This is a genomic window from Hartmannibacter diazotrophicus (assembly GCF_900231165.1).
Classification (GTDB): domain Bacteria; phylum Pseudomonadota; class Alphaproteobacteria; order Rhizobiales; family Pleomorphomonadaceae; genus Hartmannibacter; species Hartmannibacter diazotrophicus.
In genome coordinates, this window is the sequence record NZ_LT960614.1 from 3902819 (window position 1) to 3923026 (window position 20208).

24 protein-coding genes are annotated in these 20208 nt (G+C 63.8%); 11 read left to right on the plus strand and 13 right to left on the minus strand.

Features of this window, described 5'->3' with window-relative positions:
• Positions 1 to 60 precede the first annotated feature (60 nt).
• The 4 genes from HDIA_RS18170 to HDIA_RS18185 all read right to left on the minus strand — a co-directional run bounded on the left by HDIA_RS18170 (position 61) and on the right by HDIA_RS18185 (position 3115).
• Positions 61 to 348: a YiaA/YiaB family inner membrane protein gene (locus HDIA_RS18170; RefSeq protein ID WP_099557452.1), complete on the minus strand. Its 288-nt coding sequence runs from the start codon at positions 346 to 348 to the stop codon at positions 61 to 63.
• Positions 349 to 394: 46 nt separating this feature from the next.
• On the minus strand, positions 395 to 1093 hold the full coding sequence (locus HDIA_RS18175; RefSeq protein WP_099557453.1) for a PspA/IM30 family protein: 699 nt from the start codon (positions 1091 to 1093) through the stop codon (positions 395 to 397).
• 386 nt (positions 1094 to 1479) lie between these two features.
• The gene (locus HDIA_RS18180; RefSeq protein WP_099557454.1) at positions 1480 to 2235 is read right to left on the minus strand and encodes a sulfite exporter TauE/SafE family protein; all 756 of its coding nucleotides are present in this window, start codon (positions 2233 to 2235) and stop codon (positions 1480 to 1482) included.
• A 130-nt stretch (positions 2236 to 2365) separates the two neighbouring features.
• Entirely contained in the window at positions 2366 to 3115 is a 750-nt protein-coding gene (locus tag HDIA_RS18185; RefSeq protein ID WP_099558994.1) for a YebC/PmpR family DNA-binding transcriptional regulator, read from the minus strand.
• A 441-nt stretch (positions 3116 to 3556) separates the two neighbouring features.
• On the opposite strand from HDIA_RS18185, the gene HDIA_RS18190 reads away from it, so the two are divergent.
• Both HDIA_RS18190 and HDIA_RS25430 read left to right on the plus strand, forming a co-directional pair.
• Positions 3557 to 3880, plus strand: coding sequence for a hypothetical protein (locus tag HDIA_RS18190; protein WP_099557455.1), 324 nt, complete (start codon positions 3557 to 3559; stop codon positions 3878 to 3880).
• A 286-nt stretch (positions 3881 to 4166) separates the two neighbouring features.
• Entirely contained in the window at positions 4167 to 5171 is a 1005-nt protein-coding gene (locus HDIA_RS25430; protein WP_157775725.1) for a hypothetical protein, read from the plus strand.
• Between the two features lie 298 nt (positions 5172 to 5469).
• Here the strand turns inward: HDIA_RS25430 and HDIA_RS18200 are convergent, their stop codons facing one another.
• Entirely contained in the window at positions 5470 to 6054 is a 585-nt protein-coding gene (locus tag HDIA_RS18200; protein ID WP_099557457.1) for a TetR/AcrR family transcriptional regulator, read from the minus strand.
• A gap of 89 nt (positions 6055 to 6143) precedes the next feature.
• Here HDIA_RS18200 and HDIA_RS18205 point away from each other — a divergent pair, with 89 nt between their 5' ends.
• Entirely contained in the window at positions 6144 to 6773 is a 630-nt protein-coding gene (locus HDIA_RS18205; protein WP_099557458.1) for an NAD(P)-dependent oxidoreductase, read from the plus strand.
• A gap of 52 nt (positions 6774 to 6825) precedes the next feature.
• On the opposite strand, the gene HDIA_RS18210 is transcribed toward HDIA_RS18205, so the two are convergent.
• A complete protein-coding gene (locus HDIA_RS18210; protein ID WP_099558995.1) occupies positions 6826 to 7263 on the minus strand; it encodes a Fur family transcriptional regulator in 438 nt (145 codons plus the stop codon).
• Between the two features lie 130 nt (positions 7264 to 7393).
• On the opposite strand from HDIA_RS18210, the gene HDIA_RS18215 reads away from it, so the two are divergent.
• Genes HDIA_RS18215 through HDIA_RS18230 form a run of 4 tightly spaced genes read left to right on the plus strand, consistent with a single transcriptional unit; the run spans position 7394 to position 10831 of the window.
• On the plus strand, positions 7394 to 8284 hold the full coding sequence (locus HDIA_RS18215; RefSeq protein ID WP_425432903.1) for a metal ABC transporter substrate-binding protein: 891 nt from the start codon (positions 7394 to 7396) through the stop codon (positions 8282 to 8284).
• Positions 8281 to 9132, plus strand: coding sequence for a manganese/iron ABC transporter ATP-binding protein (locus tag HDIA_RS18220; protein ID WP_099557459.1), 852 nt, complete (start codon positions 8281 to 8283; stop codon positions 9130 to 9132). Before HDIA_RS18215 ends, HDIA_RS18220 begins: the two co-directional genes overlap by 4 nt.
• Positions 9129 to 9983: a metal ABC transporter permease gene (locus HDIA_RS18225; RefSeq protein ID WP_099557460.1), complete on the plus strand. Its 855-nt coding sequence runs from the start codon at positions 9129 to 9131 to the stop codon at positions 9981 to 9983. Before HDIA_RS18220 ends, HDIA_RS18225 begins: the two co-directional genes overlap by 4 nt.
• Positions 9983 to 10831, plus strand: a complete 849-nt coding sequence (locus tag HDIA_RS18230; RefSeq protein WP_099557461.1) for a metal ABC transporter permease — start codon at positions 9983 to 9985, stop codon at positions 10829 to 10831. Before HDIA_RS18225 ends, HDIA_RS18230 begins: the two co-directional genes overlap by 1 nt.
• 9 nt (positions 10832 to 10840) lie before the next feature.
• Here the strand turns inward: HDIA_RS18230 and HDIA_RS18235 are convergent, their stop codons facing one another.
• On the minus strand, positions 10841 to 11536 hold the full coding sequence (locus HDIA_RS18235) for a glutathione S-transferase family protein (protein WP_099557462.1): 696 nt from the start codon (positions 11534 to 11536) through the stop codon (positions 10841 to 10843).
• A 76-nt stretch (positions 11537 to 11612) separates the two neighbouring features.
• Positions 11613 to 12095, minus strand: coding sequence for a YHS domain-containing (seleno)protein (locus HDIA_RS18240; protein WP_099557463.1), 483 nt, complete (start codon positions 12093 to 12095; stop codon positions 11613 to 11615).
• A 215-nt stretch (positions 12096 to 12310) separates the two neighbouring features.
• Between HDIA_RS18240 and HDIA_RS18245 the strand changes: the two genes are divergently transcribed.
• Positions 12311 to 13267 carry an AraC family transcriptional regulator gene (locus HDIA_RS18245; RefSeq protein ID WP_099557464.1) on the plus strand — a complete coding sequence of 319 codons (957 nt, stop codon included), beginning with the start codon at positions 12311 to 12313 and terminating at the stop codon, positions 13265 to 13267.
• 35 nt (positions 13268 to 13302) lie between these two features.
• Here HDIA_RS18245 and HDIA_RS18250 read toward each other — a convergent pair whose 3' ends face one another.
• The 5 genes from HDIA_RS18250 to HDIA_RS18270 form a co-directional block, all read right to left on the minus strand.
• Positions 13303 to 14127, minus strand: a complete 825-nt coding sequence (locus HDIA_RS18250; protein WP_099557465.1) for a TIGR00282 family metallophosphoesterase — start codon at positions 14125 to 14127, stop codon at positions 13303 to 13305.
• A complete protein-coding gene (locus tag HDIA_RS18255; protein WP_245883953.1) occupies positions 14124 to 14747 on the minus strand; it encodes a 5-formyltetrahydrofolate cyclo-ligase in 624 nt (207 codons plus the stop codon). The genes HDIA_RS18250 and HDIA_RS18255 overlap by 4 nt, the downstream gene beginning before the upstream one ends.
• A gap of 42 nt (positions 14748 to 14789) precedes the next feature.
• Positions 14790 to 15263 (minus strand): glyoxalase superfamily protein, encoded by a 474-nt coding sequence (locus HDIA_RS18260; protein WP_099557466.1) that lies wholly within the window; start codon positions 15261 to 15263, stop codon positions 14790 to 14792.
• A 351-nt stretch (positions 15264 to 15614) separates the two neighbouring features.
• Positions 15615 to 16616: a TerC family protein gene (locus HDIA_RS18265; RefSeq protein WP_099557467.1), complete on the minus strand. Its 1002-nt coding sequence runs from the start codon at positions 16614 to 16616 to the stop codon at positions 15615 to 15617.
• 141 nt (positions 16617 to 16757) lie between these two features.
• Entirely contained in the window at positions 16758 to 16991 is a 234-nt protein-coding gene (locus tag HDIA_RS18270) for a hypothetical protein (RefSeq protein WP_099557468.1), read from the minus strand.
• 99 nt (positions 16992 to 17090) lie between these two features.
• Between HDIA_RS18270 and HDIA_RS18275 the strand changes: the two genes are divergently transcribed.
• The 3 genes from HDIA_RS18275 (at position 17091) to HDIA_RS18285 (ending at position 20114) form a co-directional block, all read left to right on the plus strand.
• Complete coding sequence (locus HDIA_RS18275; protein WP_099557469.1) at positions 17091 to 18011, plus strand: hydrogen peroxide-inducible genes activator; 921 nt, start codon at positions 17091 to 17093, stop codon at positions 18009 to 18011.
• 128 nt (positions 18012 to 18139) lie between these two features.
• The gene (locus HDIA_RS18280) at positions 18140 to 18850 is read left to right on the plus strand and encodes a phytochelatin synthase family protein (RefSeq protein WP_099557470.1); all 711 of its coding nucleotides are present in this window, start codon (positions 18140 to 18142) and stop codon (positions 18848 to 18850) included.
• Positions 18851 to 19148: 298 nt separating this feature from the next.
• Positions 19149 to 20114, plus strand: coding sequence for a hypothetical protein (locus tag HDIA_RS18285; protein ID WP_099557471.1), 966 nt, complete (start codon positions 19149 to 19151; stop codon positions 20112 to 20114).
• Positions 20115 to 20208 lie beyond the last annotated feature (94 nt).

Sequence of the window (20208 nt, forward strand, 5' to 3'; positions counted from 1 at the left end):
GCAAAGGCAGGCGGAACGGCCGTCGGTCGCTCCGCCTCGTCCATGTCAGCCAGACGATCCTCAAAGATCGTCGCTGCGATGCATGGTCATCAGCAGCTTCTCGGTCTTGGCGTCCTCCACCCGGTTGATCAGGCGGTCGGCCTCCTCCGAGTCACGCATCGTCTTCGTCAGCGTGATGGCCGTGTGGACCAGCATGATCGCGGCCATCGCATAAAAGCCCTTGGCCGAGAAACTGGCCTCGAGGAAGTAGATGCCGCCGGCCATCATCGCGGCGGCGACGGCAAAGCTCGCCATGGTGAAAAGCTTCCAGGCGCCGGTGTGGTGCGGGGTGACGCTGTTGGTGGACATGACGAAATCTCCTTTTGACTTGTGGGTCTGATGGTTGGGTCGTGGATCAGCCGGCCGGCGCGTCGGCCCGCGCCATGCGGGCTTTCAGGCGCGAGAGCACATCGTCGGCGGAGGCTTTGAGCGGCGCGCCGCAGCCGGCCTTTGCCAGCTTTTCCGACATCGCGGCCGGGTCGCCGCAGGCCTCCATCTCGGCCATCGCCTCGGCAGCAACGTCGATCTGACGCTGGCGCAGCCGCAACCGGCCGAGCGTCTCCTCCGCATCCTTGAGCGTGGAAAGGCTGTGGCCGTGGCCGGTCTCGCGCAGGCGCTGGGTGCGGTCCGTCGCGGCGGCGATCCGCTGGCCGCGCTCCAGATCGGCAAGGCGGGCCCGCGACAGGCGCACGATCCGCTTCAGCCGATCGATCTCGCCGGCAAACTGCGCCTGCGCCTCGGCGCTGGCATCGCGCTCCGCTTCGAGGCAGGCGATCGTCTCCGCCGCCTCGCGGGCAAGATCGTCGCGCCCCTGTTCCAGCGCCGCAAGCGTGCGCTGTTCGAGATCGGCGATGCGCTCCACGATGCGATTGTGCTGGCGGATTTCCTGGTCATTCTGCGCGATGGCGACCGCCACCGCCTTGCGCGCCGCCTCGATGGCCGCGGCGCAATCGCGGATCTGCTGGCGCAGGATCGGCAGCGCATGCCGGTCCACCGTCCGCTCCGCCGCCTCGAAGGCTTCTCCCCTGACGAGAGCAAAAAGCTGCTTGAACATCATTTCGTCTCCTGCTCGTCCGTATATGAACGTTGTTCACAAGACGGACGATAACAGGAAATGAACGTCGTTCAAGTGAAAATTTGAACGACGTTCATAAAGCCGAGCGGGATGGTTAAGACGGAGGATCGCGGCGCGGCCGAATTCGGTGGCTGTCGGGCGATCGCCCCGAACGACAAACGGGCTGGCAAAGGCAGGCGGCCGCAAATTCCTTCTCCCCAGCGGGGAGAAGGTGATCGCGCAGCGATCGGATGAGGGGGCACCCCCCCAAAGCCCCCTCATCCGGCCTTCGGCCACCCTCTCCCCGCTGGGGAGAGGGGGCGTCCCAGCTCCGGAGCAAACTCAAAGGCCCGCCCAAGCCCCCTGCCGCTATGACCGGAGCATCATCACTCCTGAAAAATCGGCATGCCGGCGATGCCGGCGGCGATGATGAGGACGAAGGCGAGCCGGCGGTAAAACCGCTCCGGCGCCTTGCCGAAGAGGAAGGCCCCGGTCCAGACGCCGGCGATATAGAACGGCCCGACCATGATCGCGGTGAGAACGACGGTGGAGGTCAGGATGCCCGTCACCAGATAGGTGATGAAGGTCGCGACCGAACTGACCGCGAACAGCACGAAGAGGTTGGCGCGGGTGTCGGCGGCGGCCATCGAGCGGCCGAGCATGTAGATGACGACCGGCGGGCCGGAAATCTGCGCAAGACCGCCGAGGAAGCCGGCAACGAGGCCGACGCCGAACGAGACCGGCGTCTTCGGCGGCCCCGGCCATTTCAGCCCCGAGGCGAGCGCGGCGACGACCACGAAGATGACGGCGCAGATGAACCAGCGCACCGCCGTCGGGTCGACATGCTTCAGCACGGTGGCCCCGACGGGCACCATGGTCACGGCGCCGACGATCAGCGGCAGCACGAGGCGCCAGTTGGCCGACCGCCAGGCGCGAAAGACGTTGGGCAGCGTGCCGAAGCCGTCGAAGAGCAGGAGGCTCGGCCCCGCCACCGCCGGACCGAGGGCGGCGGCCGCGACCGGCACGTAGATGAGCGCGCCGCCGAAGCCGGCAAAGCCGCGCACGAGCCCCGCGATCAGCGCCACCGCCATCGTCAGATGCATGCCGGGCGCAAGGATCAGTCCGACGACTTCCCGGATCACCTGGAGATCCCTTTCAAGGTGGATGAGGCCCGCGCGGCGGCACGCCGCTTCAAAAGACAAAGGCCGGGCGGCGATCCCGTCGCGGAGCCGCCCTGCCCGGCCTTCGGAAATGGTGGCGCCAGGGCGCCCGTCAGGCCGCCGTCAGCTTGGCCAGAATCTCCTCGGAAACCTCGAAGTTCGAATAGACGTTCTGCACGTCGTCGTCGTCTTCCAGGGTGTCGAGCAGCTTCATCATCGTCTGCGCCTTGTCCTCGTCGAGCTCGGTCATCGTCTGGGGCCGCCAGACGGCCTTGACCGAGTCCGCCTCGCCGAGCGTCTCCTCGAGCGCCTTCGGCACCTCGCCGAGATCCTCGAAGGCGCAGGTGATGACGTGGCTTTCCTCGGTCGACTGCACGTCTTCCGCGCCGGCCTCGATGGCCGCTTCCAGCACCGCGTCGGCCGAGCCGACCGCGGCCTTGTAGACGATCTCGCCGACCCGGTCGAACATGAAGGCGACCGAGCCGGTTTCACCCAGCGACCCGCCGCATTTGGTGAAATAGGAGCGCACGGCCGAGGCGGTGCGGTTGCGGTTGTCGGTCAGCGCCTCGACGATGACGGAAACGCCGCCCGGCCCGCGGCCCTCGTAGCGGATCTCGTCGTAATTGTCGCCCTCGGCGCCGGCCGACTTCTTGATCGCGCGCTCAATATTGTCCTTGGGCAGGTTTTCGGCGCGGGCATTCTGGATGGCGAGGCGCAGGCGGGCGTTCATGGACGGATCCTGGCCGCCGACCTTGGCCGCCACGGTGATCTCGCGGGCGAGCTTGGAGAAGACCTTGGCGCGCTTGGCGTCCTGCGCACCCTTGCGGTGCATGATGTTCTTGAACTGACTGTGACCTGCCATTGTCCTGCCTCTTGCGGCCTGCGCGCCGCCAGGAAAGCGGGATCTGGGGTCGCGCGGCCGGTTCTTCGAAATTTCCGGCCCCTTATAGGCATGAAAGCCGGCAAAATCCAGCAGACGCTCGGCAGTCCGTTTTCCAAGCAGCGACGATATCCAGACATCCTCGTCCACTCGAGCCGACGTTCTTCAGAAGCCGCGACGTCGTCAGCCACCGCTGCCAAAATTTCTCGGATCGCACAGCGCATCACATTCATACATTTTTGTGTATATCTAGACAAAACATAACTATATGAAAAGAAACATTTAAAGAACACTCATCCCCAAACACGACCGCCCCACTCACAAAAATAGAGTTAAAATTCCAGGACTCCGCTTGCATGCCCCTTCCGAATCGAGCTAATTGTAGTACCGTCGATTCCATCAGCCACATCATATGGAAGAAACATGGTTAACGATCTGCCGATTTCCGAGCGCGACCTGATACACCCCACCATCACCATCATCGCAGAGTACGGCGATCCAGATGAAGGTTTGTCAATCAGCGAACTCGCCCCTTTCTTGCGAGATATTTTACGCCCTTCCAGGGATGACTTATCTGCGCTTCGGAATCGCAGCGATGATCGACTCAGCCAAAAGATCAGAAATCTAGTGTCGCATCGAACACTCGAACGCCGAGGCTTCGCCATTTACCGGCGCACGCCAGACGCCCCCGATGGGCGCTACATCCTGACGGATCTCGGATGGGACACCGCTCTCTCCAATATATAGGCAACTCAGATGCGCAATAAGCCACCAGACAAGCCAGATTTCTCTCTGAATATCGAGTCCCTTCCCCAGCATATAGAAGTTAAGCTTCTGTTTGACAGGGGGATTCCAGCGGAATTTTTCTCTTATTTTTGGCGACTCCTCGCCAAAAATTGGAGATTTATTGCACTATTAACGATTTTATACCGTTCCGGTGGATTCCATTAACCATGATTCTCCACCGCACCCAACCCGTCACTCCATCGCAGAGCCTAGCCATACTTCTACTATCTATATAAAAGGAGAGAGAGTGCGCAGGCAGGAGCGGCTTCAGCTAGCCAAGAAACGCCTGACGAATGTGATGGCCAAACACGGCATCGCAACGCGCCGAACACTCGAGCATAAAATCTCGGATGCAGGGCCGTACAGACAACGTATTGAACCGCACATCATCACAACCGCAATGACGCATTTGCGAAAAGACGGGCTCGTACGACAATTAGATTGCGCCGGCGCCGATTGGTATTACCTGTCCGATACGCCGCCTGAACTCATTCAAGGTCGCCTCCTCGAACAGAGGGAAGCGCACAACTCAATCTGCAATGACAAATTTCTCAAAAGAGTCGGCCAGTCTCTTGAGATATGCGTGCAGAGGGCGATGCAAAACAACGACAAGTATGACTATATCGGCGGCTTCGTTGACTTGGCGGCGCACGACGATGGTATTCTTTACAAAAAAGAAGAGCCGCCTTCTCATTTGTCTGGACGTTTTCTTCAGAACAATAAAAAACTCGATTTCCTGTTAAATATAAGCGGAAGTAATAGAGACTGGGCTGGTGTAGAAATAAAAAATGTCCGGCCTTGGCTCTACCCGAACCAACCGGAGGTCAAAGACCTCCTATCAAAATGCATCGCCTTAGATGTTGTCCCCGTCCTTATCGCCCGCCGCACACCTTACATAACGGGTGCATTCCTGCGCCGATGCGGCGGTATCACATGGCAGACTCTCCGCCAACGTTATCCAGCAGCCGACGAGCAACTAGCCATTGCTGCCAGAGACAAACGCCTCCTCGGCTTCGCGGATATTCGCCTAGGCAACGAACCTGACGCGCCCCTTCTCAATTTCATGAGGAAGAATCTTCCAGACGCCATGATAGGCGCTCGAGAAAAATTCGAAAAATTCAAACCTATCCTCGAAATATTCTGCAATGAATCCATTCCATTTGCAGAGGTAAACCGAATGATGAACGATATTGATAATGGCCCCGCTTCTAATTTCCATAATTCTTGGAATGACGACGATTGGCTCTTATAGGAACCTCGCCTTCAGCTAGCCAAGCAACCGTTTGCACAGTACGGCTCCGAAATTTCTACGCCTTTCCGAACTTATATGCCCCTCAATACTTCCAAAACCCCTGCACCATCTCCTCTAGATGCCCGCCGAGGCTGAGCCACGCCACTGCCGTCGCAAGGCCTCTCTGGTCGTCGATTTCCACCGCAACGCCGAGATCGCTCCCTGCCCTTGGCGGGTGAAATACACTGCGAGGGCACGTGAGTGAGAAAGCGGCACAGCAACCCGCCCTGCTCCATCCCCGCCCTGACACCAGCCACCCTCACCCCCCAATCAGCGCCTTGCGCGCCAGCGCCTTCATCGTCGCCACATAGTCCGCCTGCGGCCAGCCGCAGTCGCGCGTGAGCCGTTCCCAGGTCTCAACCGAAAGCAGCGCCGCGAGAAGGTCGCCCGCCCGCTCGGTGGTGAGATCCGGCGCGAGCCGGCCGTCGGCGACGATGGCGGCGACGGCCGCCTCGCATCCCGCGCGCACCGCCGCAAGACGCCCCTGCCAGGCGCGCCGTGCCTCCTCGTCGCTGTCCTGCATGGCGATCAGGGCCTTCGCGACCCCGTGAATTTCCGGGATGTAATTGCCCCAGGCCTCGATGAACGCCTCCAGACGCGCCTCGCCGGACGTTGCCGCGCGGCTTGCCGCAAGGCGCGCGTCGACATTCTTCGACGCGTCGATATGGAGCGTCACGGCGCTCAGGAGGTCCGCCCGATTGGGGAAATGCAGGTAGAGCGCCTGCCGGCTGATCCCCGCGGCCCTGGCGATATCCGACATTCGGACCGCGCGGTCGCCCGATTCCAGCAGCGCCCAACTGGCATCGAGAATGGCCTTGCGTGTTTCGGTTCCGTCTCTTGACATGATGTCAAGCTAGCGATATTTGACACCATGTCAACTTTACATCATGTCAAGTTATCGACGGCATGACCTGAACAAGAGGAGATGAAGCCATGAACGTGATCGCATTCGGGGCCACCGGCAGCGTCGGCCGCCTTGCCGTGGAAAAAATGCTGGCGGACGGTCACGCAGTCACCGCCTTTGTCCGCGACCCGGCCAAGCTGAGGATCGTCCACCCGAACCTCCAGGTGGTCGTCGGTAACGCGCTGGACCCTGAGGCCGTCGCCGATGCCGTGGACGGCCACGACGCGGTCGTCGTGACGCTTGGCGCCGGCACCTCGCGTAAGAGCACCATCCGTTCCAAGGGCACGATGACCATCATCCAGGCGATGCAGGCGCGCGGCGTCCGCCGGCTGATCTGCCAGTCGACCCTCGGCGCGCACGAAAGCTGGCCGAACCTCAATTTCTTCTGGAAGCGGATCATGTTCGGGCTGCTGCTGCGCCCGGTGTTCAAGGACCACGAATTGCAGGAAAGCCTCGTGCGGGCGAGCGGCCTCGACTGGACCATCGTGCGCCCGAGCGCCTTCACCGACGGCCCGGCGACCGGCACCTACCGCGAGGGGTTTCCGCCGGCCGAGCGCAGGCTGACGCTGACCATCGCGCGGTCGGACATTGCCGCCTTCCTCAGCCGCCAGCTTGCCGACCGGCGCTACCTGCGCCGTGCCGTCGCGATCTCGAACTGAGGGTCCGGGCCGGCGCGCGGGCGGGACGGTTCAACGGGACCGGATCACCGGCTCAGGCGCCGTCGGCCTTCTTCTTCTGAACGTAGAGTTCCAGCCGGTGGTGCACGATCTCGTAGCCCATTTCGGCTGCGATCTCGGCCTGCATCCGTTCGATCCGGTCCGAGCGGAACTCGATGACATCGCCCGTGTCGACATCGATCATGTGGTCGTGGTGCTCGGTGGCCGCATGCTCGAACCGGGCGGGTGCGCCCTCGAACTGGTGCCGGTGGATCACGCCCTGGGCCTCGAGCGCGGTCAGCGTCCGGTAGACGGTCGAAAGCGAGATGCCGGGGACGTCGATCTCGGCCCGGCGATGGAGTTCGACCGCCTCGGGATGATCGTCCGCCTGGGCGATCACGTGAAGCAGCGCCGCCCGCTGACGGGTGATCCGAACGCCGGCGTTTCTGAGCGCGCGCGTCAGCCTTTCGGTGCGTTTGTCCAGCTTTGTCATGGCAATGCTTTTGCGCCAATCGGCTGTGGCGATCAAGATTCTTTTTGCAAATGACTTGCAACTGGGTTGACAGATGCAAATCATTCCTAGATGCATGTAGCATGACGCTCTGTTCCAGGAGGAAACTGTCGTGCTGATCCGCCGCATCCTGTTCGCCGTCGCGCTGACAAGCCTGCTCGCAGCCCCGGCGACCGCCGCGGATCGGAAGATGAAGGTCGTCACGACCTTCACCGTGATCGCGGACATGGCCCGAAACGTCGCCGGCGATGCCGCCGAGGTGGTGTCGATCACCAAGCCGGGCGCGGAGATTCACGGATACCAGCCGACGCCCCGCGATCTCGTCGGGGCCCAGGACGCCGACCTCATCCTGTGGAACGGGCTCAACCTGGAACGCTGGTTCGAGCAGTTCTTCTCCAACCTTAGCGACGTTCCGGCGGCCGTCGTGTCGGACGGCATCGAGCCGATGGCGATCGCCGGCGGCGACTATGACGGCAAGCCCAATCCCCATGCCTGGATGGCGCTGACATCGGCGGAGATCTACGTCGACAACATCCGCGATGCGCTGAGCAAGCAGGATCCGGCCAATGCGGCGACCTATGCGGCCAACGCCGCGGCCTACAAGGCCGAGATCGCCGCGGTCGTCGGCCCCCTCAGGGATGCCGCGCGGGCCTTGCCGGAAGAGCGCCGCTGGCTGGTGACCTCGGAGGGCGCCTTCTCCTACCTTGCGCGCGACTTCGGGCTGAAGGAGGGCTATCTCTGGCCGATCAATGCCGATGCGCAGGGCACGCCCCAGCAGGTCCGGGCTGTGATCGATATCGTGCGTGAGCACGCCATTCCGTCCGTCTTTTCCGAATCCACCGTCTCGGACAAACCGGCCCGGCAGGTCGCGCGCGAAACCGGCGCGAACTATGGCGGCGTGCTCTATGTCGACAGCCTCAGCGAGCCGGACGGACCGGTACCGACCTATCTCGATCTTCTCCGCGTCACCTCCGAAACCATCGTGAAGGGACTTGAGGAATGAGTGATGGAATTCGTGCCGAAGGGCTGACCGTCACCTATCGCAACGGCCACACGGCGCTGCGCGATGCCTCTTTCTCCGTTCCGAGAGGAACGATTTCGGCGCTCGTCGGCGTCAACGGCGCGGGCAAGTCGACACTGTTCAAGGCCCTGATGGGCTTCGTGCCGGCCTCCAGGGGAAACATCGAGATCCTGGGCCAGCCGGTCAAGGCGATGATGAAGGCGCAGGCCGTCGCCTATGTTCCGCAGGCCGAGGAGGTCGACTGGACCTTCCCTGTGCTTGTCGAGGACGTCGTGATGATGGGCCGCTACGGGCACATGGGGTTCCTGCGCATCCCCCGCGCCGCGGACCACAAGGCTGTCGCCGCAGCCCTTGGCCGGGTCAACATGAGCGACTTCCGCGGCCGCCAGATCGGCGAACTCTCGGGCGGGCAGAAGAAGCGCGTCTTCCTCGCCCGGGCGCTTGCCCAGGACGCACAGGTCATCCTGCTCGACGAGCCCTTCACCGGCGTCGACGTGAAGACCGAAGAACAGATCATCGCCCTCCTGCGCGACCTGCGCGAGGAAGGCCGGGTGATGCTGGTCGCCACCCACAATCTCGGCTCGGTGCCGGAGTTTTGCGACCGGGTCGTTCTCGTCAAGGGAACGGTGCTGGCGCACGGTCCGACGGCGGACGTGTTCACCGCCAGGAACCTGCAGGAAACCTTCGGCGGCGTGCTGAGGCATTTCATGCTGGAAGGCGAGCGGCTGCACGACGACGCCGACCCGCGCAAGCTGGACATCATCACCGACGACGAGCGGCCCCTGGTGATCTACGGCAACGAGGCGCGAACGCTGGACGAGGGCGCATGACGCTGCTCGAGCCCTTCTCCTACAGCTACATGACCAACGCGATCTGGGTCTCGGCACTGGTCGGCGCGGTCTGCGCTTTCCTGTCGGCCTATCTCATGCTCAAGGGCTGGTCGCTGATCGGCGACGCGCTCTCGCACTCCATCGTGCCGGGCGTCGCGGCCGCCTATATCCTCGGCGCTCCCTTCGCCCTCGGCGCCTTTCTGTCCGGCGGGCTCGCCGCGCTCGCCATGCTGTTCCTGAGGCAGCGGTCGGGCCTCAAGGAAGACGTCGTCATCGGGCTGATCTTCACCTCCTTCTTCGGCCTCGGCCTGTTCATGGTGTCCCTCAACCCCATGGCGATCTCGATCCAGACGATCATCATGGGCAACATCCTCGCCATCACCCCGGAGGACACGCTGCAACTGGCCATCATCGGCGGCGTGTCGCTGGCGATCCTGCTGGCAAAGTGGCGCGACCTGCTCGCGGTGTTCTTCGACGAGGTCCATGCGCGCACGATCGGCCTCAATGTCGATCTCCTGCGGCTCGTCTTCTTCACGCTTCTGGCCGCCTGCACCGTGGCGGCGATGCAGGCCGTCGGCGCCTTCCTCGTGATCGCGCTCGTCGTCACACCCGGGGCGACCGCCTACCTGCTGACCGACCGTTTTCCGCGCCTTATCATGCTGTCGGTCGCGATCGGGACGCTGAGTTCGGCCATCGGCGCCTATCTCAGCTATTTCCTGGACGGTGCGACCGGCGGCATCATCGTCTGCCTGCAGACGGCGGTGTTTCTGCTCGCCTTTGTCTTCGCCCCCACCCACGGCATGCTGGCGGCCCGTCGCCGCGCCCGCGCCGCCCTGCGGGAGGTCGAGTGATGGAAAGCCTGCTTTTGCCCTTCCAGTTTCCCTTCATGCAGAACGCGTTCCTGATCGTCATGATCATCGCGCCGGCGGCTGCGATGCTGAGCTGCTTTCTCGTGCTCAAGGGCTGGGCCCTGATGGGCGATGCCACCAGCCATGCGGTGCTGCCGGGCGTCGTTCTCGCCTATCTCCTTGGCCTGCCCCTGATCGTCGGCGCCTTCGTCGCCGGGCTCGTCTGCGCATTGGCGACCGGCTTCATCAAGGACCATTCCCGCGTGAAGCAGGACACGGTCATGGGCGTCGTCTTCTCCGGCATGTTCGGTCTCGGCGTGGTGATCTACACCCAGGTCCAGACGGCGCTTCACCTCGATCACATCCTCTTCGGCAACATGCTGGGCGTCGATGCGACTGACCTTTGGACCGCCGGCCTGATTTCCGGGGCCGTCGTGCTCATCCTGGCGCTGAAATGGCGCGACATCCTCGCCCATGCCTTCGACCCGGTGCAGGCGCGGATGATCGGCCTGCCCGTCGGCCTGATCCACTACGGGCTGCTCGTCATCCTGTCGGCGACGATCGTCGCGATGCTCTCGTCCGTGGGCATCATTCTCGCGATCGCCTACCTGATCGCGCCCGGTGCGATTGCCTTTCTGCTGACGCGCCGGTTCATCGACATGCTGTGGCTTTCGATCGCCATCGCCCTCCTCTCGGGCATCGCCGGAACCTATGTCTGCTTCTGGCTCGACAGCGCGCCGGCCCCGACGATCGTGCTGATCATGACCGGGCTCTTCGTGGCCGCCCTGGCGCACAAGCAGTTCCGGCAGGCCCGCCTTGAACGGGCCGGCCTGCGCGAACAGGCCGAGTAAACCTGCCGGTCAGCTTGCCGAACGTCTGACGGCGATCAATTCGGGCGACATCAGCCGCGAGAGCGCGCCGCCGCGACGGTGCAGGAAAGCGGCAAGCAGGTCGCCATAGTCCCCCGCGACCGCGTCACGGACCGAGTGCCGGGCCGCGAGGGCCTGACGCCAGGCGGTCACCTTGGCAAGACCGTCGAAGACGCCGAAATCCTCGATCCGGTCGAAGATGTCGAAGTAACGGAAGATCGGCGCAAAGACCGCATCGACCAGACTGAAGCGCTCGCCGCCAAACCACGGACCGGCACCAAGCTGGCCTTCCATCACCCGGAATCGCGCATGCAGCGCCGCAGCCTTCGCGTGCAGTGTCCGCGTGTCGGCCGCCGAATAGAATCCGGCGATATCGTTCAGGCATTCCGAACCGTATCCGATCCAGGCGCGGTGCCGTGCGCGCTCGACCGGGTCGGCGACATGCAGCGGATTGGGCTGCGTGTCCTCGAGGTATTCGAGGATGGCGGCAGATTCGAACAGCGCCGCGTTCCCAACCTTGAGCACGGGCGTCCGGCCAAGCGGGGAGAGCGCCAGAAACCAGCCCGGCTTATCGGCCAGGTCGACGGTGACGCGATCATGATCAACGCCCTTCTCGATCAGGGCGATGGCAATGCGCTGCACATAGGGACAGAGCGCGTGGCTGACGAGAGTGATGCGGCCAGTCATGGGGAATGTCCTTCGAAACACGGGCGCACCCGGCCCGCGGGAATGTCACGCGGGCCGGGCCCATGGGGCGAAAAGGTCAGAGGTCCGTCGCAGCGGTGTGCTCGATGCCGGACCATTGGCCTTCGGCCTTCTCGATCGTGCCGGCCTGATCCTTCAGGTAGGCCTTGTAGACGCCCTCGTTCAGAAAGACGTAGAGCTTGTCGTTCAGCACCGCGGCGAAGTTGGGATCGCCGTCGAACTTCTTGCCGACCGAGACACCGAAGGCGCAGAAGCCGCCATACTGCGGCGCGTAGCGGGCCGGGTTGGCCTCGAACGCCTTGAGGTGCTCTTCCGACGCGAAGTAATAGGCGACGCCGTCATGGGTCGCCGCATAGTCGGCAATGCCCTCGGCATTGGTGCCCTGGTCCAGCAGCGCAACCGGATCTGCGCCATGCAGGCCCAGCGGCGCGCCGCCATAGGTGAGACCGGGGGCGACATTCGCCTCGTCGGCGGCAAGGGCGGGGCCAAGGGAGAGAACGGCAGCCAGCGTGGCGGCCGTGATGGTAATGATGCGAGACATCAGGGTGTTTCCTTTCGGCATGGTCTGGTGGCCATCTTGGGCCGGTTCTGCGTTCGATGACCGCGCCAGACCTTGAGGCCCTGAGCGCCGTCAATTCGAATACCCGTGTCATAAGCCCCGAAATTCTTGGCCTGTTAATGCCGGTAAGTTCGCATTTCATGCCCAATCATCCAGCTCACTGGACGAACAGTGAATTCTGTGTGCAGGCTGACGGCATGTTGGACCTGCTCAGCGACATCCTCACCCGCCTTTCGCTTCGCGGTACGCTCTATTTCCGCACGAGCTTCACCGAGCCCTGGGGCGTGCGCGTTCCCGCCTTCCGCGACGTCGCGCGCTTCCACTTCGCCCACCGCGGCGAAGCGCTGGTGCGCGTGGCAGGGGTCGACGGGCCCGTGCACCTCGCACAGGGCGACCTGATCGTGATTCCGCACGGCACGGCGCATATCCTGTCCTGCCGCCATACCGGACCGGACGACGCGCTGCCGCTCGACGACGTGCTGTCCCGATCGGGGTTCCCGGGACATGGGACGTTGGTCTGGGGCGGCGAGGAAAGTCCGCGCGACACGCAGCTCATCTGCGGGCATTTCGCTCTGGCCGAGGGCTCGCGGCACCTGCTGTTCGACCGGCTTCCCCCGTTCATCCATCTGCGCGGCTATGGCGAGGAAGCTGGGCCATGGCTTGAGGCGACACTCAAGGTCATCGGAGCCGAGGCCGGCGGAGCGCGGCTCGGCGGCGATCTCGTTGCGCTGAAGATGTCCGAGGCGATCTTCGCTCAGGCGATCCGCGCCCATGTCGAACAGGCACACGGAACCGACAGCGGCGTGGCGGGGTTCGCGGACCCCCATCTTGGCCGGGCGCTGACGGCGTTCCATCGCGCACCGACGCTGGACTGGACCGTCGCGAGCCTCGCGCGCGAGGCGGGGCTGTCACGGACCGGATTTGCGGAACGGTTTTCGGAACGGCTGGGCGTGACGCCGATGGCTTACGTCACGTCCTGGCGGATGCAGATCGCGCGCGAGGCCCTTTCGGCGAGAGATCTGTCGGTGGCCGAGGCTGCGGAGATTTCGGGCTATGCCTCGGAGTCCGCCTTCAGCCGCGTCTTCAAGAAGGAGATCGGCATCTCGCCTGCCGCGTTCCGGCAGTCGGGTTTCGCCCGCCACGAAGACCGATGACGGATCGCCCGTGAACGCGGGAACTCCCCTCCCCGTCAATCCTTCCAGAACCGCGGCACCGTCTCCTCCAGATGCCCGCCGAGCCTGAGCGGCGCGACCGCCGTCGCAAGGCCGCTCTGGTCGTCGATTTCCACCGCAACGCCCGAGATCGTCGCCTCGCCCATCGCCGGGGTGAATCGCTGCGAGGGCACGTGGGTGAGGAAGCGGTGCAGCGGCTCGTCCTTTTCCATGCCGAGCACGCTGTCGTAATCGCCCGTCATGCCCGCGTCGGACATGTAGGCCGTGCCGTGCGGCAGGACGCGGTGGTCGGAAGTCGGCACATGGGTGTGCGTGCCGACGACGAGGCTCGCCCGCCCGTCGCAGAAATGGCCCATCGCCTGCTTCTCGCTGGTCGCCTCGGCGTGCATGTCGACGATGATGGCATCGCACTGGTCGCCAAGCGGACAGGCTTCCAGCTCGCGCTCCACGGCGCGGAAGGGATCGTCCATCGCGTTCATGTAGACCCGGCCCATCACGTTCATGACGAGGACGCGCGCGCCGTTGCGGGCAACGAACATGCCAACGCCGCGGCCGGGCGTGCCTTGCGGGAAATTGATCGGACGGATCAGCCGGTCCTGCCGGGCGATGAAGACGAGCGCCTCGCGCTGGTCGAAGGCGTGGTTGCCGAGCGTCACCGCGTCCGCCCCGGCATCGAGAAAGTCCTGGCAGATCTCCTCGGTAATGCCGAAGCCGCCGGCCGCGTTCTCCCCGTTCACCACCACGAAGTCGAGCCGGTAGTCGGAGACAAGCCCCGGCAGGCGCTCGGAAAGGATCTGGCGGCCGGAACGTCCGACCACGTCGCCGACGAACAGCAGCCTCATGCTGCCCCGCCCTTTGCCGGATCGGGCGTGGTACGGATCAGCCCCTTCTCGGTGAGGATCATCTCCAGCGGCACGTCGTGGCTTTCGGCCGGCACGCGCTCCACCTCCTGGCAGGCGTAGGCGACGCCGACGACGCGCGGGGCAAATCCTTCGCGCCGGAGCCGGGCGATGGTCTGGTCGTAGTGGCCCTTGCCGTAGCCGATCCGCTCGCCCCGGCGGTCGAAGGCGGCAAGCGGCGCGAGGATGAGATCGGGCACGACGACGGGCTGGCCCTCGCCCGGGCCATAGGTGCCGAAGCCGAGGGGAATGAGGTCGTCGCCGTCCTTGTAGGCGCGGAAGAAGAGCCCACCGGACTTCATGATGATCGGCAGCCCGACGGTGACGCCGTATTTGACGACAAGGGTGGAGAGCAGCGGACGGACGTCGATTTCCGAGCGGATGGGCAGGAAGCCGGAGACGACGGAACCAGGCGCGACGCCAAGCTCGCAGGCAAAACCCACCAGCGCATCGGAGGCGGCGACCCGATCCTCGATGCTGAGAGCATCGCGCACGGCAAGCCGCTCGGAGCGGATGCGCTTCTTGGTTTCGGCGAGGTCTTCCTCGTCCATCGTCTCGTTCATCGTTCCTGCCCTTGTGCCCGGTCAGTTCATATCAAGTCGACCTCAGCCCGCCTTCATCCTATCAGGCGCGGGACGGCCCGGCGGGTCAAGCCGCAATTGCAGCTGCGGCCGGCCGTTCGAGGTCTTCGCCGGGGATAGTCCGACCGGGTCGATCGTCGCGTTCACCCGCTGGCGGAAGGCCGAAAAGCTCTCGAAGGTGACGACATCGACCGGCTCGTCGAAGTGCAGCGTCAGGTGATAGCGCCCGTCGCCCGTCATGGATAGCCCGATCACGGTGCCCTCGAAAGCTTGTCCCAGATAATGCCCGCCGACGCGCTGGCCGACCTCCACCGGCGGGCCGGGCATGCGGTTGCCGGCAACGCCCATGACGGTGTTCCAGTCGCGGTAGCCGTAGGCATGGGCGATCTGTTCGAGCGCCTGCGCGTGGGTAAGTTCGCCGCCGGCGTCCCAGGCGTCTTCGCGTAAGCGTCGGGCCTGCGCCTTCAGGAGGGCAATGGAAGGAATTCGGGTTGTCATCGTCGTCCTCGCAGCCTCGCGCCAGCGGTCCGGGCGGCAAGGCCTCGGCCGGTTCCTGCGGTCAACGAACGGGTCTCGCGATTGCCATTCACCGCAACTGGCGCGCTGAAAGACGAAAGGACAAAAAACGACGGGAAGACTTCACCACAGCCCAAAGGGCCCGCGAGAGGCAGGGGCTTCCAGACCCTTGGGAAACTCATAGGCGCCGCGGGCAAGCAAAGTCAATCCCGCGAAGGCACCGCCCGTCCTGCCGCGGCGAGCCCCCCGAAAAGCAGGAAGGCCGGGCGATAACCCGGCCTTCCACTCGACGTCGATAGCCCGGCCGACCCGTCCCAGATCGGCCCTTCGGGGTCAGCCCCCTTCAGTTCGGACGGGCACGACGGAGGGCGTGCGGGTGCGCCACATCGAGTAGGCGATGCCGCTGCCGATCATCGCCAGCGTCACGCCGAGCGAGATCGCCGGGTCCACCTTGCCGTAGAAGTGGCCCCAGAAGATCTTGCCGCCGATGAACACCAGCACCATCGCCAGCGCGTATTTCAGATACTCGAAGCGGTGCACCATGGCGGCCAGCGCGAAGTAGAGCGCGCGCAGGCCGAGGATCGCCATGATGTTGGCGGTGAAGACGATGAAGGTGTCGGTGGTGATGGCGAAAATCGCCGGCACCGAGTCGACCGCGAAGACGAGGTCAGCGATGTTGATCACCACGAGGGCGAGGAAGAGCGGCGTCGCGAAGAGCACAAGCCGTCCCGTGACGGGATGCGGCTGGCGCACGAAGAAGCGCTGGCCGTGCAGCTCCGGCGTTACGCGCAAGACGCGGGACAGGAACCGCACCGCCGGGTTCCTGGAAACGTCGCTCTCGCCCTCCTTGACCACCAGCATCTTGATGCCGGTGGCGACGAGGAAGGCGCCGAAGACGAGCAGCAGCCAGTCGTATTCCTGCACCAGCGCCGCGCCGACGCCGATCATGATGCCGCGCAGGACGAGCACGGCCATGATGCCCCAGACGAGCGCCCGGTACTGGTAGCGGCGCGGGATCGCGAAATAGCCGAAGATCAGCGAGATGACGAAGACGTTGTCGATCGACAGCGCCTTCTCGATGGCGTAGCCGGTGAAATACTGCAGGCTCGCGGTCGGCCCCATGGAGAACCAGATCCAGCCGCCGAAGACGACTGCGACGGCGATGTAGAAGGCCGACAGCCTGAGGCTCTCGGCGATGCCGAGTTCCTTGTCCTCCCGGTTCAGCACCCCGAGGTCGAAGGCGAGCAGCACGAGAACGATGGCGAGGAAGGAAAGCCAGAACCAGGCCGAGGTGCCGGCGATGTCCTGGGTCAGGAAGGAAGTGATCAGGTCCATGAAATCCTCTGATGACGTCAAATGTCACGCACGGTCGTCCACGACCGCCGCGACGGGATGGCGGCGTGCGGAGAGGACCGACATGGCGGCTCGTCAGGAGCCGTCAGAGGGGCCCGGGCCTCGGGCTGATGATGGGTGGCGTCAGACGTAGGGCTTTGGCTGGATGGACCCCGACCGCTTGAGCCGGACGACCATCAGCGGGGCGCTCTGACTGCCCTGACGCTCGATGTATTCGATCTGCGAGCGCACCTGGCGCTGCATTGTCTTGAGTGCCATGACGCGCTCGCCGTCCGGCGCCGGGCGGCTGCGTTCGGCCTGAAGCTCCGCATCGAGCAGGTCATGGCGGGTGTTGAGGGCTTTGAGAAACTGGTCCACGTCGTACCTCCTTTCGATAACCGGGAGATGGGAACGCGGCCTTGATAGTTCCAATGCATTGTTTCTATATTCCTCATAGCTTCAAACTATGAGACCTCGATGGCGTTCCGCCCGACCCACCGCCAGCTCGAATATGCGGTTGCCCTCGCCGAGACCGGCCACTTCGGCGCCGCCGCGCGGCGCTGCCACGTTTCCCAGCCGACGCTGTCAGTGCAGATCGCCCAGCTGGAGGCGCAACTCGGCACGCCCCTCTTCGACCGCACACCGGGCCGCGTGCAGATGACCGACGTCGGCCGCCGCGTGGTGGCCTCCGCCCGCACGGTGCTGCTGACGCTGGACGACATCGTGGCGACGGCGGCCAGCGGCGCGCGCAGCCTCGGCGGGCTGATCCGGCTCGGCGTCGCCCCCACCTTCGGCCCCTATTTCCTGCCCTCGCTGCTGCCCGCGCTCCACGCCCGCTATCCCGACCTGCAGATCTACATCCGCGAGGAGCGGCCGGTGACAATCGAGCGCGAGGTCGTCTCCGGCGGGCTCGACTGCGGCCTCGGCCCCGCCCCGACCTCCGGCCATGCGCTGACCTTCCGCCGGCTTTGCCGCGAGACCATCCATCTCGGCGTGCCGAAGGACCATCCGCTCGCCGGCGAGGGCAGCGTCGCGCCGGAAAAGCTGAAGGGCGAGCGCCTGCTGACGCTGGGACGCGGCCACTATCTCTTCGATACCGTGCGGGAACTTGCCGCCGTCTGCGGCGCGGACCTGCGCGAAGACTACGAGGGCACGAGCCTCGACGCCCTGCGCCAGATGGTGGTGATGGGCATGGGCATGTCGCTCTTTCCCGAGCTTTACGCCCGCTCCGAATTCCGGGTGGAGGACGACGTGGCGCTGCTCGCCCTCGACGGCTGGCCGACCCGGCGCGACGTCGGCTACTTCTGGCGCGCCGGCAACGCCCGCGCCGCCCAGTTCGAGCAACTGGCCCGCGAAAGCGAGGCAACCTGCGCGGACCTCGGGCTGAAGGACGCGTGACCCGGCAACGGAAACGGCCCTGACGCCGCGTGCGATCCGGCCTTCACCTCCCCGTTGCGGGCAAGTGAATTGTGCCTCGTGGCGGAGCCACGTAGTCTGGTCTGCCCGCTGCCGGACGAGGTCCCACCATGCGCAGGATTTTCTTTCTCTTCGCCGCCACCTTCCTTGCCGGCCTTTCGCCGCTCCATGCCGAAACGCTGCCGCTGCCGGACGGCGTCGTCGCCTTCGACAGCCCGGCGGGTGAGGCGCTGTTCCTCGGCGCGGAGGCGCGGCAGGACTATTTCCAGCTTTCCATGCACTTCGTCACGCAGGACAACCCCGCCTTCTGCGGCCCCGCTTCGATGGCGATGGTGCTGAACGCCATCGGCGCGCCGCGCCCGGCCTCGAAGATGACGCTGGGGCTCGGTCTGTTCGACCAGACAAACGTCTTCACCCCGGCGACCGAGGCCGTCAAGCCGAGCGCCGACATCCTGAAGGCCGGCATGACGCTGGACGAGTTCGGCGGCATGCTGAAGGCCCACGACCTGACGGTGGAGGTGCGCCACGCGGGCGAGACGTCCCTCGACGATTTTCGAAAAGTCGCGGCCCAGACGCTGGAAGACGGCGACCGCTTCATCGTCGTGAACTACCTGCGCAAGGCCATCGGACAGGAGGCCGGCGGCCACATCTCGCCGCTTGGCGCCTATGACGAGGACACCGACCGTTTCCTGATCCTCGACGTCACCCGCTACAAGTATCCGCCGGTCTGGGTCGGCGCGGCGGCGCTCTATGACGCGATGAACACGCCGGATTCGGACAACGGCGGCAAGACGCGGGGGTATGTGGTTGTGGGGAGGTAGGGGGAGAATGGGGCGGTTTGGTTGGCGGCGGAGCTAGCGGCCGCTATGCCCTTTTCGGACTTTCAAGGTTTCAGAGGTGGTACCTGAAAGCGGACACCGCTCCTTCGCTTCCGCTCCCTCTCCGAGACGGTAACCCAGCAACCAACCCTCCATTTAAGAACGATCCGGTTCGTGGGCAGCAGAGTATAGGTCGCAACGGATGCCGCTCAACTTGAGCGAGCCGAATGTCCGTGTAACATTATTCTAGTGCGTAAATTGAACTTAATTCAGAGGGGAGCTGATGGGCTGGAAGGGAACAATGCGTTCAATTGCAGCTGCAGCGCGAGCGGCAGACCGCGAAGCACAACGTAGACATAAGCAAGTTCAAAAGGCGCAGATGATTTCCGATTCAACTACGGCAGTTGAGGACTGGGAAAAATGCGTTGGGAATTTGGTGTCGATCCACACTGATTTGGTCGACATGATCGATTGGCATAAAATCGCAAGCCAACCGGGCCCAAGCGAGCCGTATCAAGCAAATGACCACCGCGATCGTGCAGAGACAGCTTTGGCCAAATTCAAACCAAGCGTCTTTCACGTATTCAGGGGCGGTTCGGCCAAACTTCGCACGCAGCTGGAAACAAAGATCGACGAAGCCGCTGTTCTAGATCAAAAGCAATATCAGGACGCGTTCACCGCTTATGCGAAAGCGGCTGCGGAATGGGAAGACGAAACCAACTTTGCTAAAAGGTTATTACGTGGGGAAGCGGCAGCTATCCGTCAGGTAATAGAGGAAATGCAATCACTTTCCGAAACGGCCTTGGTGGGTACCGCGATCGAATTTTCATTCGGCCAAGATTTCATCCACGCTAAAATCAACATTCATGGCGATGACATAGTGCCGGGCATGCGCCGGAAGCAATTGGCTAGTGGCCGCCTGTCTGAGACAAAAATGCCCGTCGGACAGTTCAACGAACTCTATCAGGACTACGTGGCTAGCGTCGCGCTCAAGACCGCAGGGGACCTATTTCACATCCTGCCATTGGTCGAGGTCTATGTCACTTGCATGGCCAATATGCTGAACCCACAAACTGGCCACCAGGAATGGATGCCGATCCTGTCTGTTCAGTTCGTCCGAGACAGTTTCATGCGGCTAAATCTGAACGAAATCGACCCGTCCGACGCCCTCCGGAATTTCCGGCACGCCATGAAATTCTCGAAGACAAAAGGTTTCTTCGCGGTGGAGCAATTAGAACCGGTCAACGGCAGAACAGCGGATAGATAGTCCAATAGATTGGGCGCTGTCCGCGCCTGTTCGACATCGAAGGCCTGATCGTTCGATGGCAGCATAGCGCCCCCATTTCGGACGTTCAACGTTC

Excerpts from the sequence above, each read along its gene's own strand:
- HDIA_RS18170 (WP_099557452.1), bottom strand. The coding sequence starts at position 348 with ATGTCCACCAACAGCGTCACCCCGCACCACACCGGCGCCTGGAAGCTT.
- HDIA_RS18175 (WP_099557453.1), bottom strand. The coding sequence starts at position 1,093 with ATGTTCAAGCAGCTTTTTGCTCTCGTCAGGGGAGAAGCCTTCGAGGCG.
- HDIA_RS18185 (WP_099558994.1), bottom strand. The coding sequence starts at position 3,115 with ATGGCAGGTCACAGTCAGTTCAAGAACATCATGCACCGCAAGGGTGCG.
- HDIA_RS18190 (WP_099557455.1), top strand. The coding sequence starts at position 3,557 with ATGGTTAACGATCTGCCGATTTCCGAGCGCGACCTGATACACCCCACC.
- HDIA_RS18200 (WP_099557457.1), bottom strand. The coding sequence starts at position 6,054 with ATGTCAAGAGACGGAACCGAAACACGCAAGGCCATTCTCGATGCCAGT.
- HDIA_RS18205 (WP_099557458.1), top strand. The coding sequence starts at position 6,144 with ATGAACGTGATCGCATTCGGGGCCACCGGCAGCGTCGGCCGCCTTGCC.
- HDIA_RS18210 (WP_099558995.1), bottom strand. The coding sequence starts at position 7,263 with ATGACAAAGCTGGACAAACGCACCGAAAGGCTGACGCGCGCGCTCAGA.
- HDIA_RS18220 (WP_099557459.1), top strand. The coding sequence starts at position 8,281 with ATGAGTGATGGAATTCGTGCCGAAGGGCTGACCGTCACCTATCGCAAC.
- HDIA_RS18225 (WP_099557460.1), top strand. The coding sequence starts at position 9,129 with ATGACGCTGCTCGAGCCCTTCTCCTACAGCTACATGACCAACGCGATC.
- HDIA_RS18230 (WP_099557461.1), top strand. The coding sequence starts at position 9,983 with ATGGAAAGCCTGCTTTTGCCCTTCCAGTTTCCCTTCATGCAGAACGCG.
- HDIA_RS18235 (WP_099557462.1), bottom strand. The coding sequence starts at position 11,536 with ATGACTGGCCGCATCACTCTCGTCAGCCACGCGCTCTGTCCCTATGTG.
- HDIA_RS18240 (WP_099557463.1), bottom strand. The coding sequence starts at position 12,095 with ATGTCTCGCATCATTACCATCACGGCCGCCACGCTGGCTGCCGTTCTC.
- HDIA_RS18245 (WP_099557464.1), top strand. The coding sequence starts at position 12,311 with ATGTTGGACCTGCTCAGCGACATCCTCACCCGCCTTTCGCTTCGCGGT.
- HDIA_RS18250 (WP_099557465.1), bottom strand. The coding sequence starts at position 14,127 with ATGAGGCTGCTGTTCGTCGGCGACGTGGTCGGACGTTCCGGCCGCCAG.
- HDIA_RS18255 (WP_245883953.1), bottom strand. The coding sequence starts at position 14,747 with ATGAACGAGACGATGGACGAGGAAGACCTCGCCGAAACCAAGAAGCGC.
- HDIA_RS18260 (WP_099557466.1), bottom strand. The coding sequence starts at position 15,263 with ATGACAACCCGAATTCCTTCCATTGCCCTCCTGAAGGCGCAGGCCCGA.
- HDIA_RS18265 (WP_099557467.1), bottom strand. The coding sequence starts at position 16,616 with ATGGACCTGATCACTTCCTTCCTGACCCAGGACATCGCCGGCACCTCG.
- HDIA_RS18275 (WP_099557469.1), top strand. The coding sequence starts at position 17,091 with ATGGCGTTCCGCCCGACCCACCGCCAGCTCGAATATGCGGTTGCCCTC.
- HDIA_RS18280 (WP_099557470.1), top strand. The coding sequence starts at position 18,140 with ATGCGCAGGATTTTCTTTCTCTTCGCCGCCACCTTCCTTGCCGGCCTT.
- HDIA_RS18285 (WP_099557471.1), top strand. The coding sequence starts at position 19,149 with ATGCGTTCAATTGCAGCTGCAGCGCGAGCGGCAGACCGCGAAGCACAA.